The sequence below is a fragment of the Mycobacterium sp. IDUB_1 genome (assembly GCF_055419625.1).
The window spans coordinates 162023-179427 of the sequence record NZ_JBVAYA010000005.1; the positions used below are offsets into that span (position 1 = coordinate 162023).

Consider the following 17405-nt stretch of genomic DNA (forward strand, 5'->3'; position numbering starts at 1 on the left):
CAGCGTAGCGAGGTCGGCGGACCAGCTTGCGCGACGGGAGTCGATTGACATGCACAGGTCTGCATGTATCGTGAGCCCTAATGAAAACCGTTTCCAGTATCGGTGACGAGTCACACGCGCACACCGGGACTCCACCCTCGGACCTGCCCTCGAGGCCGGTCCTCGACACCGCCGGGGATCTGCTGCGGGCGTTGGCGGCTCCGGTGCGCATTGCGATCGTGTTGCAGCTGCGCGAGGAAGCACGATGCGTGCACGAGCTCGTCGACGCGCTCGACGTGCCACAGCCTCTGGTGAGCCAGCACCTGCGCATCCTCAAGGCCGCCGGCGTGGTGGCCGGCGAACGGTCCGGCCGGGAGGTGCTCTACCGCCTGGTCGACGACCATCTGGCCGAGATCGTCGTTGCCGCAGTGACACACGCGGCCGAGGAGGCGTCGTGACCGGGGCGGTCCGTTCGACGCGCCAGCGTGCCGCGCTCGCGGCTCTCCTGGAGAACCTCGACGACTTCCGGTCGGCTCAGGAGCTTCATGACGAGCTCCGCAAACGGGGCGAGGGCGTCGGCCTGACCACGGTCTATCGCACACTGCAGCAGATGGCCGCTGCCGGAGCGGTCGACACACTGCGCACCGACACCGGCGAATCGGTGTACCGGTTGTGTTCGCAGCACCATCACCACCACCTCGTGTGCCGGCGGTGCGGCTCCACCGTGGAGATCTCCGCCGGAGAAGTCGAGACGTGGGCGGCCGAGATCGCACGCAAGCACGGCTTCTCCGATGTCACCCACACGATCGAGATCTTCGGCGTCTGCGACCGCTGCCGGGCGGCCGGCAATTAGCTAGCGGCCCCTGCGCCACCCGAGGACCGCGACGGCGATCCCGACGATCGCGATGATCGGGCCGAGTATCGACCACGTGGTGGTGTTGCTCATCGGGCTGCCGCCGACCACACCGACACCCTGCAGGGTGAACAGGGTGCCGAACAGCGCGACCACGATGCCGATGAAGATCAGGGCGATGCGCACGTAAGCGACCCTAGCTCGGACTGGAACTCGTCGGTGGCTCGTGACCCTCAGCACATCCCTCAACCGACCGGTTGGTTGTATGTAATGATCTTGATCGCTCAGTGCTCAGCTCGGTTGGATCTGATGAGCGTCGACTACATCAACGAGAGGCGTCGCGTGCGTTCTTACTGGCAACGTCGGTTGGTCCGGTGGCGCACAAACCCCCCGGTTCGGACGGCGGCCGGCGTTTCTGCGGTGTGCGCGACGGTCGTGGTCGCCTTGGTGATGATGCAATTCAAGGGCGCCTTCACCCCGGCCGTCTCAGTCGGGCTCATCACGAACCGTTCAGGTCTGGCGATGGAGAGCGGAGCGCGGGTCACCTACAACGGCGTCACGGTGGGGCGCGTGAGGGATGTCGCCCACATCGACGACCATGGAATTCCAGCTGCCAGACTGACGCTGGACATCGACCCCTCCTACGTCGACCTGATCGCAGCCAATGCTGACGTCGAGATCGTCTCGAGCACGATATTCGGGAACAAGTACGTGTCCATCAGCGCACCGCAGCATCCTGTCGCGGCTCGATTCGCCGATGCGGAAGAAACCCGGGTCACGTCGGTGACAACCGAATTCAACACGCTGTTCGAGACCACGACTGCGATCGCCCAGCAGATTGATCCCGTCAAACTCAATGCGACGCTGACAGCAGCAGCCAGCGCGATCAACGGCGGGGGCGATCGAATCGGCGCAGCCATCGATGACGCGGATACCGTTCTCGCAGAGATCAATCCGAGAATGGACGATGTCGATCGGGATATCGAGCTGCTAGCCGACCTCGCTGACCAGTATGCCCACGCGGCGCCCGATGTGTTGACCGGGCTCGACAAAGCCGTCACCACCGCGCGCACACTGACTGCACAGCGCGAAGATCTGGACCGCACCCTCATGGCCGCGGTCGGATTCGGCGCCACCGGCGGCGACGTCATCGAGCGTGCAGATCCATTCGTGCGGCGAACCGTCACGGATCTGATTCCGACCAGTGAAACGCTCGACAGAAACAGTCCGGCGTTGTTCTGCACGATTCGGAACTTCCACGACAGCGAACCCAAATTCTCTCGTTTCGGCGGCGGCGCCAATGGCTACAGCCTGAAACTTCACGACATACTCGTCGGGCCGTCCAACCCGTACGTGTACCCGGACAATCTCCCGCGGGTCAATGCGCGGGGCGGTCCCGAGGGCCGGCCAGGCTGCTGGCAACCCATCACCCGCGAACTGTTCCCGGCGCCCTATCTCGTGATGGACACAGGAGCATCCCTGGCGCCCTACAACCACCTGGACGTGGGACGACCGTCTGCGAGTGAATACATCTGGGGACGACAACTGGGTGAATACACCATCAATCCCTGATCCGCAGGGCTCAGGCCACGAGTGCGCGCCGGACGTCGGCGCCGGTGGCCAGCACCATCATGACCAGGGTGCGCAGGGCATCGTCGGTCAGCCCGGCCGCCGGGAAGTTGTAGCGCAGCAGCACGTCCCCGGTCTTGCGCGGGCCGCCTGCCCCTTTCGCACCGATCTTCTCGACCAGCGACACCGTGCCGAGCAACGTGTCCTGCGCATGCTTGGCGACCTCCGCCCGCACTGTCGCGGTCAGCGGCAGATCCCAGGCCAGCACCTGCGTCAGCGACACCATCTCGAGACCCTCGGCGATCGTCACCACCCGCAGCGACGCGAACGTCTGCTCGTGCGGCACCATCAGCGCGCCGTCGTCCTCACGCTGCACGGGCAGGATCTCGGCCAACACCACCGGCAGCCGTTCGACGAGTTCCATCAGGCCCTGCCGCTCAGGCACATCATTCGGCTCTGCCGAAACGCCGGTTGCGCTGGACATACTCCTCGCACGCCGCCCACAGGTCGCGGCGGTCGTAGTCCGGCCACAGCTTGTCCTGGAACACGTATTCGGCGTAGGCGGCCTGCCACAGCAGGAAGTTGCTGGCCCGCTGCTCCCCCGAGGTCCGGATGAACAGGTCCACGTCGGGGATGTCAGCGCGGTGCAGATGTTTGGCGAACCCGGCCTCGGTGATCCGTCCCGGATTGATCTTGCCGTCGACGGCCTCCTGGGCCAGTTGACGGGCCGCTTCGACGATCTCGGTGCGCCCGCCGTAGTTGACGCAGTAGTTGATCGTGATGACGTCGTTGTCGACGGTCATCTCCTCGGCGATGTCGAACTCCTTGATCACGCTGCGCCACATCCGGGGCCGAGAGCCCACCCAGCGCATCCGCACGCCCATGTCGTTGAGGTTCTCCCGACGGCGGCGCACCACCTCGCGGTTGAACCCCATCAGGAATCGGACCTCTTCGGTGCTGCGCTTCCAGTTCTCCGTGGAAAACGCGTACACGGTGAGGTGCTTGATGCCCAGCTCGATCGCGCCGCAGGTGATGTCGATCAGCACCGCTTCGCCCATCTTGTGGCCCTCGGTGCGCCCCAGCCCTCGCTGGGTGGCCCAGCGGCCGTTCCCGTCCATCACGACCGCGACGTGCTGGGGCACCTGGTTGGCCGGGATCTGCGGAGCCGACTCCTTGGACGTGTGCTGCGGAGGGCGCGCGAATTTGCCGTTGGTGCGGGGTGGCAGCTCGGGGAAGACCACCGGCCAGGCGGACTTGTCCGGAAACGTCGGATAATCCTCAGGCGCCGGGGGCAGCTGTGGGTAGCTGTTCTTGCCCTTCCGCCTCCCGGTCCGTTCCGTTGCCATGCGCCACATCCTGCCTGATGGTCTGCCCGCTCTTCCGCTCCACCCGCTCCACGAGCGGCAGTGTCCGCAACTGTCGCTCCAGATGCCACTGCAGGTGCGCGGCCACCAGTCCGCTGGCCTGGCTGCGGTGCGCCGCCGTGGAGGTCTGCGCATGCTCCCAATCGCCCTCGTAGAGCGCGGCCATCAGATCCACCACCCCTTGGGGTGGGGTGGCCGAACCCGAGGGCCGACAGTGCACGCACACGCTGCCGCCGGCGGCGACGTGGAAGGCCCGGTGGGGACCCGGCGCGGCGCACCGTGCGCATTCGGTCAGCGCGGGCGCCCACCCGGCGATCCCCATCGCGCGCAGCAGATAGGCGTCGAGCACGAGTTCGCGCGGTCGGGCTCCGTCGGCCACCGCGCGCAGGGCGGCGACCGTGAGACGGTGCAGCGCGGGCACCGGGGCGTGCTCCTCACCGGCGATCCGCTCCGCGGTCTCGAGCATCGCGCACGCGCAGGTGTAGCGGCCGTAGTCGCTGACGATGTCGGAGGCGAAGGCGTCGATCGCCTGCACCTGGGTGACGATGTCGAGATTGCGGCCGGGATAGAGCTGAACGTCGATGTGCGCGAACGGTTCCAACCGCGCCCCGAACTTGCTGCGGGTGCGCCGCACCCCCTTGGCCACCGCGCGCACCAGCCCGTGATCGCGCGTGAGCAGGCTCACGATGCGATCGGCTTCCCCGAGCTTGTGCTGACGGAGCACCACCGCTCGGTCCCGGTACAGACGCATCCGTCCAGTCTTCCACTGTTGGGGATGGATATCGGGTTCGCAGCGCCGATACTCTTGTCAGTGATGGCTGCTTCCCCTGCTCCGCACACCCGGTTCCCGACTCTCGGGAACCAGCTCTTCGCCCTCGCCAGCGGCCGCATCACGTCGGTCGAGCTGGTTCGGCAGTCTCTCGACGCGATCGAAGCCAGCCAACCGACACTGAACGCGTTCCGGGTCGTCCTACGGGAATCCGCGCTCACCGAGGCGGCTGAAGCCGACCGCAAACGTGCTGCGGGACAGGGTCATTCGACCCTGCCTCTGCTGGGCATCCCGATCGCGGTCAAGGACGACGTGGACGTCGCCGGTGTCCCGACCCGGTTCGGCGCCGACGGCGAGGTGGTCGACGCCTCGGCCGACGCGGAGGTGGTCCGCCGACTGCGCGCAGCCGGCGCCGTCATCGTCGGCAAGACGAACACCTGCGAGCTGGGCCAGTGGCCGTTCACCAGCGGGCCCGCGTTCGGGCACACCCGTAATCCGTGGTCACGCGAGCACACGCCGGGAGGTTCGTCAGGAGGCAGCGCCGCGGCCGTCGCGGCAGGCCTGGTCGCCGCCGCGATCGGCTCGGACGGGGCGGGCAGTGTGCGCATCCCCGCCGCGTGGACCCACCTGGTCGGCATCAAACCTCAGCGCGGACGGATCTCCACCTCACCGTTGCCCGAGGCGTTCAACGGCATCACCGTCAACGGTGTACTGGCACGCACGGTCGCCGACGCCGCGCTGGTGCTGGACGCAGCGTCGGGAAACGCCCCCGGCGACCTGCACACCCCGCCGCCGGTGAGGGTCTCCGACCACGTGTCACGGGCCCCCGGCCCGTTGCGCGTCGCGTTCTCGACCAAGTTCCCGTTCACCGTCTTCCGCGCGCGCTTGCACCCCGAGATCCGCGCGGCGATGAAGTCGGTCGCGGCGCAACTCGAGGAGCTGGGCCACACGGTCATCGCCGCGGACCCCGACTACGACCTGCGCATGTCGTGGAACTTCCTGGCGCGCTCGACCGCCGGCATCCCGCAGTGGATGGACCGGCTGGGACCGGGTCCGCGCTGGGACAGCCGCACGGTGGCCAACGCGCGGACAGGCCGGGTGCTCTCCGAGCACATCCTGCGCAAGGCCCGCGCCCACGAGGCCGTCACGCGGCAGCGGGTCGGCTGGATCTTCAACATCGCCGACGTGGTCCTCGCGCCGACCACCGCGCTCCCGCCGCCGCGGGTCGACGCGTTCGACGGTCTGAGCGGGCTGGCCACCGATCGGGCGATGATTCGCGCCTGCCCGGCTACCTGGCCGTGGAACCTGCTGGGCTGGCCGTCGATCAACGTGCCTGCGGGTTTCACCGCCGAGGGACTGCCGATCGGCGTGCAGCTGATGGGACCGGCGAACAGCGAACCGCTGCTGGTGTCGCTGGCCGCCGCGCTCGAGGCAGTCAACGGCTGGGCTACCGCTCAGCCCGACAACTGGTGGGACACCCGGGTGCAGGCCGAGCCTTCGGCGACCGTCTCCGCTCCGGACTCGGTGACCGTCGGGGTCGCATAGTCCCGGTCCAGGGAAACCCGGGCCGAGCAATCACCGGACTTCACCCCGTGCGGAGGCGCAACGCTTTTACTGTGTGAAGGTGTACCTGTCGTGGCCGTTGACCGGCCGCTCGGAGGAACTGCGCAGAATCAGGGCGGCGCTCCAGGTTCCGGAACTGTCCGGAGTCGTCATTTCCGGCGCCGCGGGCGTCGGTAAGAGTCGGATCGCCCGCGAAGCCGTGTCGGTCACCGGCGGTAACGAGTGGACAACACGACTGATCACGGGGACAGCCTCCGGACGCGCGGTTCCCCTCGGCGCATTCAGCGCCTGGGTTCCCAAAGGCGCGACGAACTCTACGGAGTTGCTGCAGGGCGTCATCGGCTCTCTGACCGACACGCCGCAGAACACACGAGTCCTGATCGCCGTGGACGACGCACACCACCTCGACGATCTGTCGGCGTTCGTCGTCCATCAGATCATGCAGCGCGCCACGGCGAAATTGATGCTCACCGTGCGCGACGGTGAGCTGCTATCGCCTGCGGTGCAGGAAATCTGGACGACGGGCCGATTCGAGAGAATCGATGTGCAGTCACTGACGGTGGACGACACCTCCGCGCTGTTGACCCAGGTGATGGGTGCCCCCGTTGATTCCGACTCGATCGCACGATTGTGGACGCTCACGCGCGGGAACATTTTGTACCTCCGCCACATCGTCGACCAGGAGGTCAGCGCCGACAGACTCCACCGCGACGACGGCGTGTGGCGCTGGACAGGTGCGCCGACGGTGCCGCCATCACTTGCCGAACTCATCGAAACACGTATCGGCCGACTGCCCGATTCCGTGAGTGATGTCCTCGACACCCTTGCAGTGGGCGAGCCGATGGAACTGGCCTCACTGGAGCGGATGACCGATCCTCGTGCTGTCGAGCACGCCGAGACTCGCGGATTGATCACCGTCCAACCGACCGACGCCGGATTGACGGTACAGCTGGCGCATCCGATCTACGGAGAAGTGCGGCGACGGCGGGCGCCGGCGACCAAACTACGACGGCTGCGCGGCCTGGTCGCTGATGAACTCGCCGCATCTGATGCCAGCCAGGACATCCCCGTGCTCGTCCGCCGCGCCGCACTCAGCCTGGGCTCCGACCGGCCTCTGGATGGTGAATTCCTGACCAGAGCGGCGCGCGGCGCTGTGTGGTTGGCGGATCTATCTCTCGCCGAGAGACTTGCCAGCGCCGCAAGCGGCGCGGGAGGGGGATTCGACGCCGTTTCGGTTCGTGCGCATGCACTTTCGTGGCTCGGGCGCGGCGAGGAAGCCGAGGAAGCGCTCAGAGGTCTCGATCACGCCGCACTGTCGGGTCCTGAACGTGCGAGATGTGCTTTTCTGCGGGCCAGCAACATGCTGTGGGCGCTGGGCGAGCCTGCGACATCGAAGGAGATCATCTCGGCGGCATCGCTGGAGGCATCGGCCGAGGACCGCGCCTATATCGACGCGTTTCTCACGGTCGCGTCGTTCGCGACGGACGACCCGCAAGCGGCCCTCCGCACGTCCCACCGTTTGACTGTCGATTCGATGCCCGCGGTCGTCGGCGTTGAGTTGGCATGGGTCTTGACAACCATTCATGGCGACGCCGGGCGAACGACTGCCGCGGTCGACGCGTCGGACCACGGATACCGCGCCGCGGAACGCTCTTTCGACGCCCCACAGATGCGCTTCAACATCGCCGACTCGCATGTCAGCGCTCTGGTCATGGCGGGCCGGGTCCTCGAAGGGGTCGAGTTGAGCACGCGGATCCGCAACCAGGCCGCGGAGCTTCCAGGTGCTGCTCGCCTCCTCGGCACTGCGGTGGCGGGGCGAGGGGCCTTGGCAGCCGGTGACCTCCGTTCCGCGTGCAGTCTGCTGGGGCGGGCGGTCGACGCGCTGCGTGTGGATCATCGAAGTGGGTGGGCGTTCCGATACGGCATCCCCTACATCGAGGCTCTGGCGATGCGCGGTCAGGCAGAGGAGGCTGCGGCTGCGTTGGCCCACCTCGACGAGACACCACGGGTTTTCCGACTGCTGGACTACGAGCAGAGCCGCGCACGCGCGTGGCTGGCAGCCGCACAGGGTGCCCACAGCGTTGCGATCAGCACAGTCCTCGCCGCGGCCCAACGCGCGGCGTCGAGGGGACAGTTCGCCGCAGAGGTCTCGTGCCTGCAAGCCGCCGTTCAATTCGGTCACCACGGATGTGCGGCACGTCTGCGCGAGCTCGAACCCCTCGTCGAGGGGGTGCGCGTCGGGACGGTGGCCCGATTCGCCAGCGCTCTGTGCAACTCGGACGCTCATCAGCTCGATGCTCTCTCAAGGGAATTCGAGGACATGGGTGACGTGGTGGCAGCGGTCGATGCCGCTGCATACGCCGCCCAGCTCCATAGTGAGAGCGGCAAGCGCGGCTCGGCGCTGCAGATGGTCAAGCGAGCGTCGGAGCTCGCCGAGAAAAGCGGGGTTCGCACCCCGGCTCTGAGCTGCGCCCTCGTTCCGCTGCCGTTGACCAACCGCGAACGCGAAATCGCCGTTCTGATCGGGCAGAACATGACGAACCGGATGATCGCGGAATGCTTGTCGCTGTCGGTCCGTACGGTGGAAAGCCACACCCACCGAGCGATGTCGAAGACCGGTACGGCCACCCGTGAGGAGCTCGCGGCTCTGGTCAGGCCGCCGCCGACGGTTGGGGGGTGACGCTCTCAGGCGGGCGCGCGATCCCAGTATCGGTGCCCCATCAGCGCGCAGACGAGCACCGCCGCGGCCGCCACATAGACCGGCACCCCGACGCCCACCCGTGTCAGCAGCGCCCCCACCAGCGCGCCGGTGAAGATCAACACCACGGCCCACAGCCGCCGGTGCGCGACCCATCCCAGGCCACCGGCGAGCAGCGTCTCTCCCGCGAACGAGGTGATGGTCGAGGTCACGACGACGGTGGTCATATCCGGCACAGCGAGGAACCGCGCGATCGCAGCCTGCATGCCCATCACGACAGCAAGCGTTGTCGCACAGGCGATTCCGCCCGCCGACGAACCGGCCGGGGTGGCGACCGTCAACACGGTCGCCACCACCGCGAGGACCACGGCGTTGGTCCACAGCGTCAGGGTCACGACGCGATTCCAGCCGGCGATCCGACCCCGCGTGAGTAGGCCGGCCGCCGCAGCGCCGACGGTGAAGCCGCCCAGCGCGATCAGCGGGCCCGCAACCGGCAGGCCCTCCTCCGACGCGATGCCCATCCCCAGGATCACCACGTTGCCGGTCATGTTCCCGGTGAACACCCGATCCAGGCTCAGGTAACCCACCGCGTCGAGCGCCCCCGTCACCGCCGTCAGGGTCAGCATCAGGCCGACCCGCAGGTGACGAGTCACGCGCGAGCCGGAAGACGCACATGGTGGACGACGGCCGCCGAGCCGTCCGAACGCGGGTCGCTGGCCGCCACCAACGAACCATCTGCATGAGCGACAACGACATTCGCCTGACCGCAGGACTCACTGTGCGCGGGGAGCTCCAGCACGTCGAAGCCGGACCGCGTCATCGCCGCGCGGGCGGATTCGTCGAAGCCGTCCTCGACGGAGGTCGTGTCTGCACCGGCGAGGTGGGTCTGGCGGCCGACGATCGCGCGTGGCGCCGCGACCGCATCGGCAGGCGCAGCTCCGTCGAGCATCCGCAGCAGGATCTCGGTGAGGATCTGAGGTTGGCCCTGCCCGCCCATCGTGGCCAGCACGTGGCGGAGCCTACCGCCCTCGGTCGTCAGCGCGGGCATCAGCGTATGGCGCGGCCGTTTGCGTGGCGCCAGCACGTTCGGTGAGCCGTGGGTGAGGTCGAAACTGGTTCCGCGGTCGTGGAACAGGATGCCCGTCTGCGGATCGATCAATCCGGAGCCGAAGGCGTGATACACGCTCTGGATCAGCGACACGGCGAAGCCCTGCCCGTCGGCGGCGGCCACCCCGACGGTGTCACCGGCGGGCACCGAGCCCGTCATGTCACGGGCGCCCGCGAGCGGGGCACGGGTACTCAGGTCGCCGTGGACGAGTGCGGCGATGTCCACGTCGGACTGTCGGGGGTCCGCTAGACAGGCGGTCCGCAGCAGGTTCGCGTGACCGAAGATCTGCATCAGCGTCGGCAAGTCCTCGCCGAGCGGTGCCCGCACGCCGAGCGCGTCGAGAGCCCGCAGCGCCCGCAGCATGACGAACCCGTGGGTGTTGGGCGGGCTGGTGAACACCGTCAGCGCGCGATACTGCACCGACAGGGGCTCGGTGACCTCCGCAGCGAAGTCGGCGAAGTCCGCGTCCTGGAGCACCGAGCCACGTGAGCGTAGGTAGGCCACCGTGCGCCGCCCCAGAGCTCCGGTGTAGAACTCGTCGGGTCCGCCGAACCGCAGGGCGGCGAACGTGTCGGCCAGCGCCGGCTGGCGAAAGATCTCGCCCTCCTTCAGCGTCCGACCGGCTGGGCGGAACACGGTGTCGAAGTCGACGATGCCCGCCAGGTCGGCGTTCTCGGCATCGTCGAGGTGGGCAGCGACCGACGCGGCCACGGGCACTCCGCCGCGGGCGACGCGTTCGGCAGGTTCGAGCAGTCTGCTCCAGCGCAGACCGCCGCCCAAGCGCCGCAACGCTTCCCATCCGCGGACCCCACCAGGCACCGTCACCGTGTCCACACCTCGGTCGGGCAACCTGTCCCCGTGCCTCGCGCGCATCGCGTCGGGGTCGGCCGCTGCACCTGCCCATCCAGAGGCGTTCACACAGGTGGTGACGCCGTCGGGGGTGCGCACCAGCGCGATGAGATCACCGCCGAGCGCGACGTTGTGCGGATAGACGACAGTGAGGACCGCGGCCGCCGCGATCGCCGCGTCGATGGCCGTTCCGCCGTCGCGGTAGATCTCGGCGGCAGCGTCGGTGGCCAGCCGGTGCGGCGTGGCGACAGCACCGGTCGACGATGTCGGACCGCTGGAGGTGAGCACGGGGACTCCTAGTGGATCGTGGACAGGAACGTGCGCGTACGTTCGCTGCGGGGATTGGCGAACAACTCTGCGGGCGCGGCGTCTTCGATGATCCGGCCGGCGTCCATCACCACGATCCGGTCGGCGACATCTCGGGCGAAGCGCATCTCGTGGGTGACGATGACCATGGTCATCTGCTCGGCGGCCAGCTCCCGCATCACCTGCAGCACTTCGCCGACCATCTCGACATCGAGCGCGCTGGTCGGCTCGTCGAACAGCATGACCTTCGGCCGCATCGCCAGCGCTCGCGCGATCGCGACCCGCTGCTGCTGACCGCCCGACAGCTGGCTGGGTCGCGCTTGCGCCTTGTCGGCCAGGCCGACGCGCTCGAGCAGGGCGCGTGCGTCTTCTGCCGCTTTCGCCTTCGGCTGGCCCAGCACGCGTACCGGGCCGTTCCACACGTTCTCCAGCGCAGTCATGTGCGGGAAGAGGTTGAAATGCTGGAACACGAAACCGATCTCGCGCCGGCGGCGGGCGAGCTCGCCCTTGCCGATGGTGCGGCCACCCGTGCCGTGTGCGATCGACTCGCCCGCGATCAGGACCTCGCCGCTGTCCAACGTCTCGAGGTTGTTGAGCGAACGCAGCAGCGTGGTCTTACCCGCGCCGGACGGGCCGATGAGCACCACGACCTCACCGCGGTGCACGTCGAGGTTCACGTCGTCGAGAACGCGCCGCCCACCCAGGGAGCAGCACGCCGAACGCACCGACACCACCGGGGTCACCGACGCGGTCATCGCGCCTCCTTGAGTTCGAGCTGCTCGGCCGCCGGTGACGCGGACCGTCGGGCACCCAACAGCCGCTGCGTCAGACTGACCCGCGCGTCGATGCCGAGCTGGCGGGCCAGTCGGTTCTCGATCCACGCCTGGATGTAGGTCCACACGGTCGTCAGCGCGAGGTAGTAGATGGCCGCGACGATGAAGATCTCGAACGTGTGGAACGTCGCCGAGCTGATCGACTGGGTGACCAGGAACATCTCGCTCACCCCGATCACCGACAGCACCGATGTGGTTTTCATCAGCCCGTTGAAAGAGTTGCCGAGCGGCGGCACCATCACCCTCAGCGCCTGCGGCACGATGATCCAGCGCATCAGCTTGGTCGTCGTCATACCCAGGGAGGCGGCCGCCTCGAACTGCCCCTTGGCCACCGAATCGAGTCCGGCCCTGATGATCTCGGCGATGTAAGCGCTCTCGTTGATCATCAGCCCGACGATGGCGGCCTGCACGGCGGCTTTGACCGACAGACCGAGCAGCGAGACGTCATGGAACTGGTAGAGCCCCACCGCGGCCAGACCGGTGTAGATGATCACCAGTTGTACCAGAAGGGGCGTGCCCCGGATGACCCAGATGTAGATGCTGGCGCACCATCGAACGACCGCGTACGGGGATCGGCGCATCAGGGCGATGACCAGCCCGACGACGGTGGCGAGCACCATCGCGATGACCGACACCACGATCGTCAGCGTCAATCCCTCGAGGAACGCGTCGCTCGGGGTGAACAGCGATTTCCAGAAGAACTGCCAGTCGAATTGCATCGCAGCCTATTTCTGGATGCTGAGGTCGGACATGCCCCACTCGTCGAGGATCTTGGCGTAGGTGCCGTTGCTCTCCAATTCGCCGAGCGCGGCGGCGATGGCGTCGTGCAGCGCCGTGTCGCCCTTGAGCGTGGCAGCGCCGATTTTGATCGTGCCGAACGGTGCGCCGACCGTCTGGATCTTCGCGCCGGTCTTGGTCTGGTAGTAGCCCAGCGTCTCGGCCGTGTCCATGAACGCGTCGACCTGGCCGTTCTGCAGCTGTTGCAGCGACACGTCGGCCTGGTTGCTGCGGTTGACGTCCACGGCGGGTTTGCCTGCGGCGGCGCACTTGTCGGACTGCTCCATCGCCAGGGACTCGGCGGTGGTCGCGACGGCCACCATGACCTTCTTGCCGCACAGGCTGTCGTCGAGTCCGGTGACATCGGCCGGTTTCTCCTTGGCCACGGCGATGCCGGTGCCCGAGTAGACGTAGGGCACGAAGTCGACGACGGCCTCGCGCTCGGGCTTGATGTAGAGCTGCGCCATGATCACGTCGCACTGCTTGGCCTGCAGCGTCGGAATGACTGCGGCGAAGGCGGATTCGACGAACTGCGGCTTGAGCCCCATCTGTGCGGCGAGCGCCTTGCCCAGGTCAACCTCGCTGCCGATCAACTCACCGGATTCGTCGTGGTAGACGTTGGGGGGCGTGCCGTCGTTGGGGGCACAGATCTTCAAGGTGCCGGCCTGCAGGATGGCTGGCGGTTGGACTTTCGCCGGTCCGGTCGGCTCGGCGGTCGAGGAATCATCCGACGAGCAGGCACCCAACCCCATGCTCAGAGCAGCGGCCACCACGGCGACGAGTGAGTGTTTCAATGGTCCTGTCACGGGTCCTCCCAAAACTCCGGTGCCGGATGGACCACGCCACCCGATCTACCTATCGGACGATAGGCTACTATCGATCGATAGGCCACGGATCGGCGAGATGTTTTACCCGGATGTCACACGGCCGGGTTGCCGGACACGGGTGCTCAGCTGGCGCGGGAGGAGGCCAGTTCCTTGAGACGGCGTCTCGTGACGGTCCGGATGCCGTCGAGGCGGGCCTGGTCGAGCAACAGTGAGCGCACTACGAAGTCGGCCGCCTGGACGGGGCGCTGCCGATGCACCGGCCCTGCAGGCCCGCCCTGCTCCCGCAGGGTTTCGAACAGCACGCCGTTGGTGGCGCGCACCACGAACGACGGCTCGAACGACGCGAACTCGCCTGCGCGCCTACCCCCGGTCACCACGCGCTCGATCTGCCGGTGGAACGTCTCGATGCCGCGTCGCTCGGCCTCGAACTCATCGAGCGCCAGTACCGCGTCCTGGTAGAGCCCCCGCGCGTCGAACGGCTGCACCAGGATCTCCTGGACGTCGCAGGCGATGGCGAGGTGGAGCTTCTCGGCCCAGCTCGACGTCTCCCCCAGCCTCCGGTCCATCCGCGCGATCGACGGCCCGAGGTCGAGTTCGACCAGCGTGCGGAAGATCTCGTGTTTGGCCTGGAAGTGGTGGAACAGCGACGGCTGCCGGATCTGCACGGCCTCGGCGATGTCGCGGGTCGAGGTGCCGAAATAGCCCCGCTGGGCGAACAACACCGACGCCGCCAGCAGAATCCGCCCCCGCGTCGAGGACCAGTCCACCACCGGCGGTTCCCACCCCTGCCCGTACTTCACCGGTCCACTCTGACACAGCACGAGCGGATCACCCGATCAGAACCCCAGCCTCCCCAGCTGTTTGGGATCGCGCTGCCAGTTCTTGGCGATCTTGACCCGCAGGTCGAGGTAGACCTTGGTGCCGAGCAGCTTCTCGATCTGTGTGCGCGCCGCGGTGCCGACCTCGCGCAACCGGGCACCGCCCTTGCCGATGACGATGCCCTTCTGCGAATCCCGCTCGACGTAGAGGATCGCGTGCACGGCGATCAGCGGCGGCTGATCGTCTCTTCTCTCCCGCTCCTCGATCTCGTCGATGACCACGGCCAGCGAGTGCGGCAGTTCGTCGCGGACACCCTCGAGCGCGGCCTCGCGAATCAGCTCGGCCATCAGCACTTCTTCGGGCTCGTCGGTGAGCTCTCCGTCGGGATAGAAGGCCGGACCGGGCGGCAGATGCGAGACGATGACGTTGGTCAGCACGTCGAGTTGGGTGGCCTCGGTCGCCGAGACTGGCACGATGTCCGCTTCAGGACCGACGAGCTCGCTGACCGCGATCAGCTGTTGTGCCACAGCCTCTTTGCTGACCTTGTCGATCTTCGTGACGATCGCGACCAGCGTGGTCCTGGGTGCCACCGCTCGGATCTGCTCGTAGATGAAACGGTCACCCGGTCCGATCTTTTCGTCGGCCGGGATGCAGAGGCCGATGACGTCGACCTCGGAGTAGGTGTCCTTGACCAGATCGTTGAGCCGCTGCCCCAGCAGCGTGCGTGGCCGGTGCAACCCCGGGGTGTCGACGAGCACGATCTGGAAGCTGTCCCGGTGCACGATTCCGCGGATCGTGTGGCGGGTGGTCTGCGGCCGGTTCGACGTGATCGCCACCTTGGCGCCCACCAGCGCATTGGTCAGCGTGGACTTCCCGGTGTTCGGCCTTCCCACGAAACACGCGAAGCCTGACCGGAATTCGTCGCTCACTGCGGTGTTCCGGCCCGGTCTGTCACGATGATCGCGGCGTCCGCGCTCAACTCGCGCACCGCGGCGACACCAGGATCGTCGGCGTCACCGCCGGTCACCACAGCGGCTTCCAGACCCGTCGCGCCGCTGGACACCGCCGCCGCGACCGCCGCCTGAAGGGCCGTCAACTCCAGTGCCGTCAACCGCACGGGGGCGCCGGCGTAGGTGCGGCCGTCGGCGTCGCGTACCGCGGCCCCGCTGCTCGCCTCCGCGCGCGCCATGGCGCCGCGGGCGAGCACCACCAATTTGGCGTCTTCAGCATCGAGTTCACTCACGTTCGCTGTCCTCCGTGTCCTCGGGTTCGGGGTCGACCGGACTGACGAGCACCGTGCCGACCCGGACGCGCCCGCGCGGATCCGGGCCGCCTTCGGCACGCAACAGCAGCCCGTCCCAGATGATCTCGGCGCCGGGCAGCGGAACCCGGCCCAGTTCGAGAGCCAGCAGTCCACCGACCGTGTCCACGTCGAGGTCCTCGGACAACTCGAGGTCGTAGAGCTCGCCGAGATCCTCGATGGGCAACCGCGCCGACACCCGGTACTGGCGTTCGCCGAGATCCTCGACGGGAGCGACCTCGTCGACGTCGTACTCGTCGGCGATCTCACCGACGATCTCCTCCAGCACGTCTTCGATCGTGACCAGACCGGCGATGGCGCCGTACTCGTCGACCAACAGCACCATGTGCACGCGGTCGAGCTGCATCTCGCGCAGCAGCGCGTCCAGGGGCTTGGAGTCCGGCACGAACGCCGGCTTGCGCATCACCTCGGCCACCGAGGTGTCCCGGCCGCCGTTGCGCGACGAGTACGTCCGCTGCACAAGGTCTTTGAGATAGACAACACCGACGATGTCGTCGACGTTCTCACCGATCACCGGGATCCGGGAATGCCCGCTGCGCACCGCCAACGATGTGGCTTGACCGGCTGTTTTGTCTGATTCGATCCACACCATCTCGGTGCGCGGCACCATCACCTCGCGCGCCGGGGTGTCGCCGAGTTCGAACACCGACTGGATCATCCGGCGTTCGTCGTCGGCCACCACACCCCGCTGCTGGGCGAGGTCGACCACCTCACGCAACTCGATCTCCGAGGCGAACGGCCCGTTGCGGAATCCCCGGCCCGGCGTGAGCGCATTACCCAGCAGGACCAGCAGCCGACTCACGGGGGTGAACACCACCGAGATGCCTTGCAGCGGAAGCGCCGAGACCAACGCGATCGTGTAGGCGTTCTGCCGGCCCACGGTGCGCGGACCCACGCCGATCGCGACGAAGCTGATCACCGTCATGATGGCCGCCGCCGTCATCAGGCCGCCACTGACGCCCAGATAGTCGTCGAGGTAGGCCGCCAGCAGCACCGTCGCGCTCACCTCGCACGCAATACGCAGCAGCACAACGAGATTGATGTAACGAGGGCGATCGGCCATCACTTGGAGAAGGCGTACCGCGCCGGGTCGTTCGTCGCGCACCAACTCCTCGACACGAGCCATCGACACAGTGCTGACCGCGGCGTCGATCGCGGCGAAGAGGCCCGCGGAGGCGATCAGCAGGATCGCCCCGACGAGCTGGCCCAACCCGGTCACGGAGTGTCGCCGAAGTGGGATTCGTTGAAATACCGTGATTCGTCGAGCAACCGGCGATCCTTCTCGATTTGCCGGTCTTGGTGGTAAGCCTCGACCTGTTCGGCCACCCACTCCTCGAGCAGCTGACGCTGCAGGGCGAACATCTCTTTTTCCTCGTCGGGTTCGGCGTGGTCGTACCCCAGCAGATGCAGCACCCCGTGCACGGTGAGCAGGGCCAGCTCCTGTCCGAGCGTGTGGCCAGCGTCAGTCGCCTGCTTGGCGGCGAACTCAGGGCACAGCACGATGTCGCCCAGCATCTCCGGGCCCGGCTCGGGGGCGTCGGGACGCCCGCCCGGCTCGAGCTCGTCCATCGGGAAGCTCATCACGTCGGTGGGGCCGGGCAGATCCATCCAGCGCATGTGCAAGTCGGCCATGGCGGCCGAATCCAGCAGCACCATCGACAATTCGGCGGCAGGGTTGACGTCCATCTTGCGGATCACGAAGCGCGCGACGCTCACGAGTTCGGATTCGGAGACGTCGATGCCCGACTCGTTGGACACCTCGATGGTCAT

At 67.4% G+C, this 17405-nt stretch carries 19 protein-coding genes; 5 read left to right on the forward strand and 14 right to left on the reverse strand.

The annotated features are described in order from the left end of the window. Positions 1-80 precede the first annotated feature (80 nt). Both ACZYYX_RS24880 and ACZYYX_RS24885 read left to right on the forward strand, forming a co-directional pair. Positions 81-437 (forward strand): ArsR/SmtB family transcription factor, encoded by a 357-nt coding sequence (locus tag ACZYYX_RS24880; protein WP_463817396.1) that lies wholly within the window; start codon positions 81-83, stop codon positions 435-437. After that, positions 434-832: a Fur family transcriptional regulator gene (locus tag ACZYYX_RS24885; RefSeq protein ID WP_463817397.1), complete on the forward strand. Its 399-nt coding sequence runs from the start codon at positions 434-436 to the stop codon at positions 830-832. The genes ACZYYX_RS24880 and ACZYYX_RS24885 overlap by 4 nt, the downstream gene beginning before the upstream one ends. On the opposite strand, the gene ACZYYX_RS24890 is transcribed toward ACZYYX_RS24885, so the two are convergent. Continuing rightward, complete coding sequence (locus tag ACZYYX_RS24890) at positions 833-1018, reverse strand: hypothetical protein (RefSeq protein ID WP_463817398.1); 186 nt, start codon at positions 1016-1018, stop codon at positions 833-835. Positions 1019-1141: 123 nt separating this feature from the next. Here ACZYYX_RS24890 and ACZYYX_RS24895 point away from each other — a divergent pair, with 123 nt between their 5' ends. Next, positions 1142-2404, forward strand: coding sequence for an MCE family protein (locus ACZYYX_RS24895; RefSeq protein WP_463817399.1), 1263 nt, complete (start codon positions 1142-1144; stop codon positions 2402-2404). Positions 2405-2414: 10 nt separating this feature from the next. Here the strand turns inward: ACZYYX_RS24895 and ACZYYX_RS24900 are convergent, their stop codons facing one another. From ACZYYX_RS24900 to recO, 3 genes are read right to left on the reverse strand one after another with little or no spacing between them, the layout of a single operon-like run. Further along, positions 2415-2825, reverse strand: a complete 411-nt coding sequence (locus tag ACZYYX_RS24900) for a hypothetical protein (RefSeq protein ID WP_463817763.1) — start codon at positions 2823-2825, stop codon at positions 2415-2417. Between the two features lie 22 nt (positions 2826-2847). Continuing rightward, positions 2848-3747 (reverse strand): decaprenyl diphosphate synthase, encoded by a 900-nt coding sequence (locus tag ACZYYX_RS24905; protein ID WP_463817400.1) that lies wholly within the window; start codon positions 3745-3747, stop codon positions 2848-2850. Further along, complete coding sequence (gene recO / locus ACZYYX_RS24910) at positions 3680-4516, reverse strand: DNA repair protein RecO (RefSeq protein WP_463817401.1); 837 nt, start codon at positions 4514-4516, stop codon at positions 3680-3682. Before recO ends, ACZYYX_RS24905 begins: the two co-directional genes overlap by 68 nt. 63 nt (positions 4517-4579) lie before the next feature. On the opposite strand from recO, the gene ACZYYX_RS24915 reads away from it, so the two are divergent. Both ACZYYX_RS24915 and ACZYYX_RS24920 read left to right on the forward strand, forming a co-directional pair. Continuing rightward, positions 4580-6079 carry an amidase gene (locus ACZYYX_RS24915; RefSeq protein ID WP_463817402.1) on the forward strand — a complete coding sequence of 500 codons (1500 nt, stop codon included), beginning with the start codon at positions 4580-4582 and terminating at the stop codon, positions 6077-6079. A 79-nt stretch (positions 6080-6158) separates the two neighbouring features. Then, a complete protein-coding gene (locus ACZYYX_RS24920) occupies positions 6159-8777 on the forward strand; it encodes a LuxR C-terminal-related transcriptional regulator (RefSeq protein WP_463817403.1) in 2619 nt (872 codons plus the stop codon). A gap of 5 nt (positions 8778-8782) precedes the next feature. Here ACZYYX_RS24920 and ACZYYX_RS24925 read toward each other — a convergent pair whose 3' ends face one another. From ACZYYX_RS24925 to ybeY, 10 genes are all read right to left on the reverse strand, one after another. Continuing rightward, positions 8783-9421, reverse strand: coding sequence for a YoaK family protein (locus tag ACZYYX_RS24925; RefSeq protein ID WP_463817404.1), 639 nt, complete (start codon positions 9419-9421; stop codon positions 8783-8785). A gap of 23 nt (positions 9422-9444) precedes the next feature. Further along, a complete protein-coding gene (locus ACZYYX_RS24930) occupies positions 9445-11040 on the reverse strand; it encodes a gamma-glutamyltransferase family protein (RefSeq protein ID WP_463817405.1) in 1596 nt (531 codons plus the stop codon). A gap of 8 nt (positions 11041-11048) precedes the next feature. Then, on the reverse strand, positions 11049-11813 hold the full coding sequence (locus ACZYYX_RS24935; RefSeq protein WP_463817406.1) for an amino acid ABC transporter ATP-binding protein: 765 nt from the start codon (positions 11811-11813) through the stop codon (positions 11049-11051). After that, positions 11810-12610: an amino acid ABC transporter permease gene (locus ACZYYX_RS24940; protein WP_463817407.1), complete on the reverse strand. Its 801-nt coding sequence runs from the start codon at positions 12608-12610 to the stop codon at positions 11810-11812. Before ACZYYX_RS24940 ends, ACZYYX_RS24935 begins: the two co-directional genes overlap by 4 nt. Positions 12611-12616: 6 nt before the next feature. Beyond that, a complete protein-coding gene (locus tag ACZYYX_RS24945; protein ID WP_463817408.1) occupies positions 12617-13474 on the reverse strand; it encodes an ABC transporter substrate-binding protein in 858 nt (285 codons plus the stop codon). Positions 13475-13617: 143 nt separating this feature from the next. Next, positions 13618-14295, reverse strand: a complete 678-nt coding sequence (locus tag ACZYYX_RS24950) for a TetR/AcrR family transcriptional regulator (RefSeq protein WP_463817409.1) — start codon at positions 14293-14295, stop codon at positions 13618-13620. A gap of 36 nt (positions 14296-14331) precedes the next feature. Beyond that, on the reverse strand, positions 14332-15243 hold the full coding sequence (gene era / locus ACZYYX_RS24955; RefSeq protein WP_463817410.1) for a GTPase Era: 912 nt from the start codon (positions 15241-15243) through the stop codon (positions 14332-14334). Then, entirely contained in the window at positions 15240-15503 is a 264-nt protein-coding gene (locus ACZYYX_RS24960; protein WP_463817764.1) for a cytidine deaminase, read from the reverse strand. Before ACZYYX_RS24960 ends, era begins: the two co-directional genes overlap by 4 nt. Before the next feature lie 46 nt (positions 15504-15549). Then, positions 15550-16854 carry a hemolysin family protein gene (locus ACZYYX_RS24965; RefSeq protein WP_463817411.1) on the reverse strand — a complete coding sequence of 435 codons (1305 nt, stop codon included), beginning with the start codon at positions 16852-16854 and terminating at the stop codon, positions 15550-15552. Further along, a complete protein-coding gene (gene ybeY, locus ACZYYX_RS24970; protein ID WP_463817413.1) occupies positions 16851-17405 on the reverse strand; it encodes an rRNA maturation RNase YbeY in 555 nt (184 codons plus the stop codon). The genes ACZYYX_RS24965 and ybeY overlap by 4 nt, the downstream gene beginning before the upstream one ends.

Excerpts from the sequence above, each read along its gene's own strand:
- recO (WP_463817401.1), bottom strand. The coding sequence starts at position 4,516 with ATGCGTCTGTACCGGGACCGAGCGGTGGTGCTCCGTCAGCACAAGCTC.
- ACZYYX_RS24925 (WP_463817404.1), bottom strand. The coding sequence starts at position 9,421 with ATGCTGACCCTGACGGCGGTGACGGGGGCGCTCGACGCGGTGGGTTAC.
- ACZYYX_RS24915 (WP_463817402.1), top strand. The coding sequence starts at position 4,580 with ATGGCTGCTTCCCCTGCTCCGCACACCCGGTTCCCGACTCTCGGGAAC.
- ACZYYX_RS24880 (WP_463817396.1), top strand. The coding sequence starts at position 81 with ATGAAAACCGTTTCCAGTATCGGTGACGAGTCACACGCGCACACCGGG.
- ACZYYX_RS24895 (WP_463817399.1), top strand. The coding sequence starts at position 1,142 with ATGAGCGTCGACTACATCAACGAGAGGCGTCGCGTGCGTTCTTACTGG.
- ACZYYX_RS24905 (WP_463817400.1), bottom strand. The coding sequence starts at position 3,747 with ATGGCAACGGAACGGACCGGGAGGCGGAAGGGCAAGAACAGCTACCCA.
- ACZYYX_RS24935 (WP_463817406.1), bottom strand. The coding sequence starts at position 11,813 with ATGACCGCGTCGGTGACCCCGGTGGTGTCGGTGCGTTCGGCGTGCTGC.
- ACZYYX_RS24960 (WP_463817764.1), bottom strand. The coding sequence starts at position 15,503 with ATGGCGCGCGCGGAGGCGAGCAGCGGGGCCGCGGTACGCGACGCCGAC.
- ACZYYX_RS24900 (WP_463817763.1), bottom strand. The coding sequence starts at position 2,825 with ATGGAACTCGTCGAACGGCTGCCGGTGGTGTTGGCCGAGATCCTGCCC.
- ybeY (WP_463817413.1), bottom strand. The coding sequence starts at position 17,405 with ATGACCATCGAGGTGTCCAACGAGTCGGGCATCGACGTCTCCGAATCC.
- ACZYYX_RS24940 (WP_463817407.1), bottom strand. The coding sequence starts at position 12,610 with ATGCAATTCGACTGGCAGTTCTTCTGGAAATCGCTGTTCACCCCGAGC.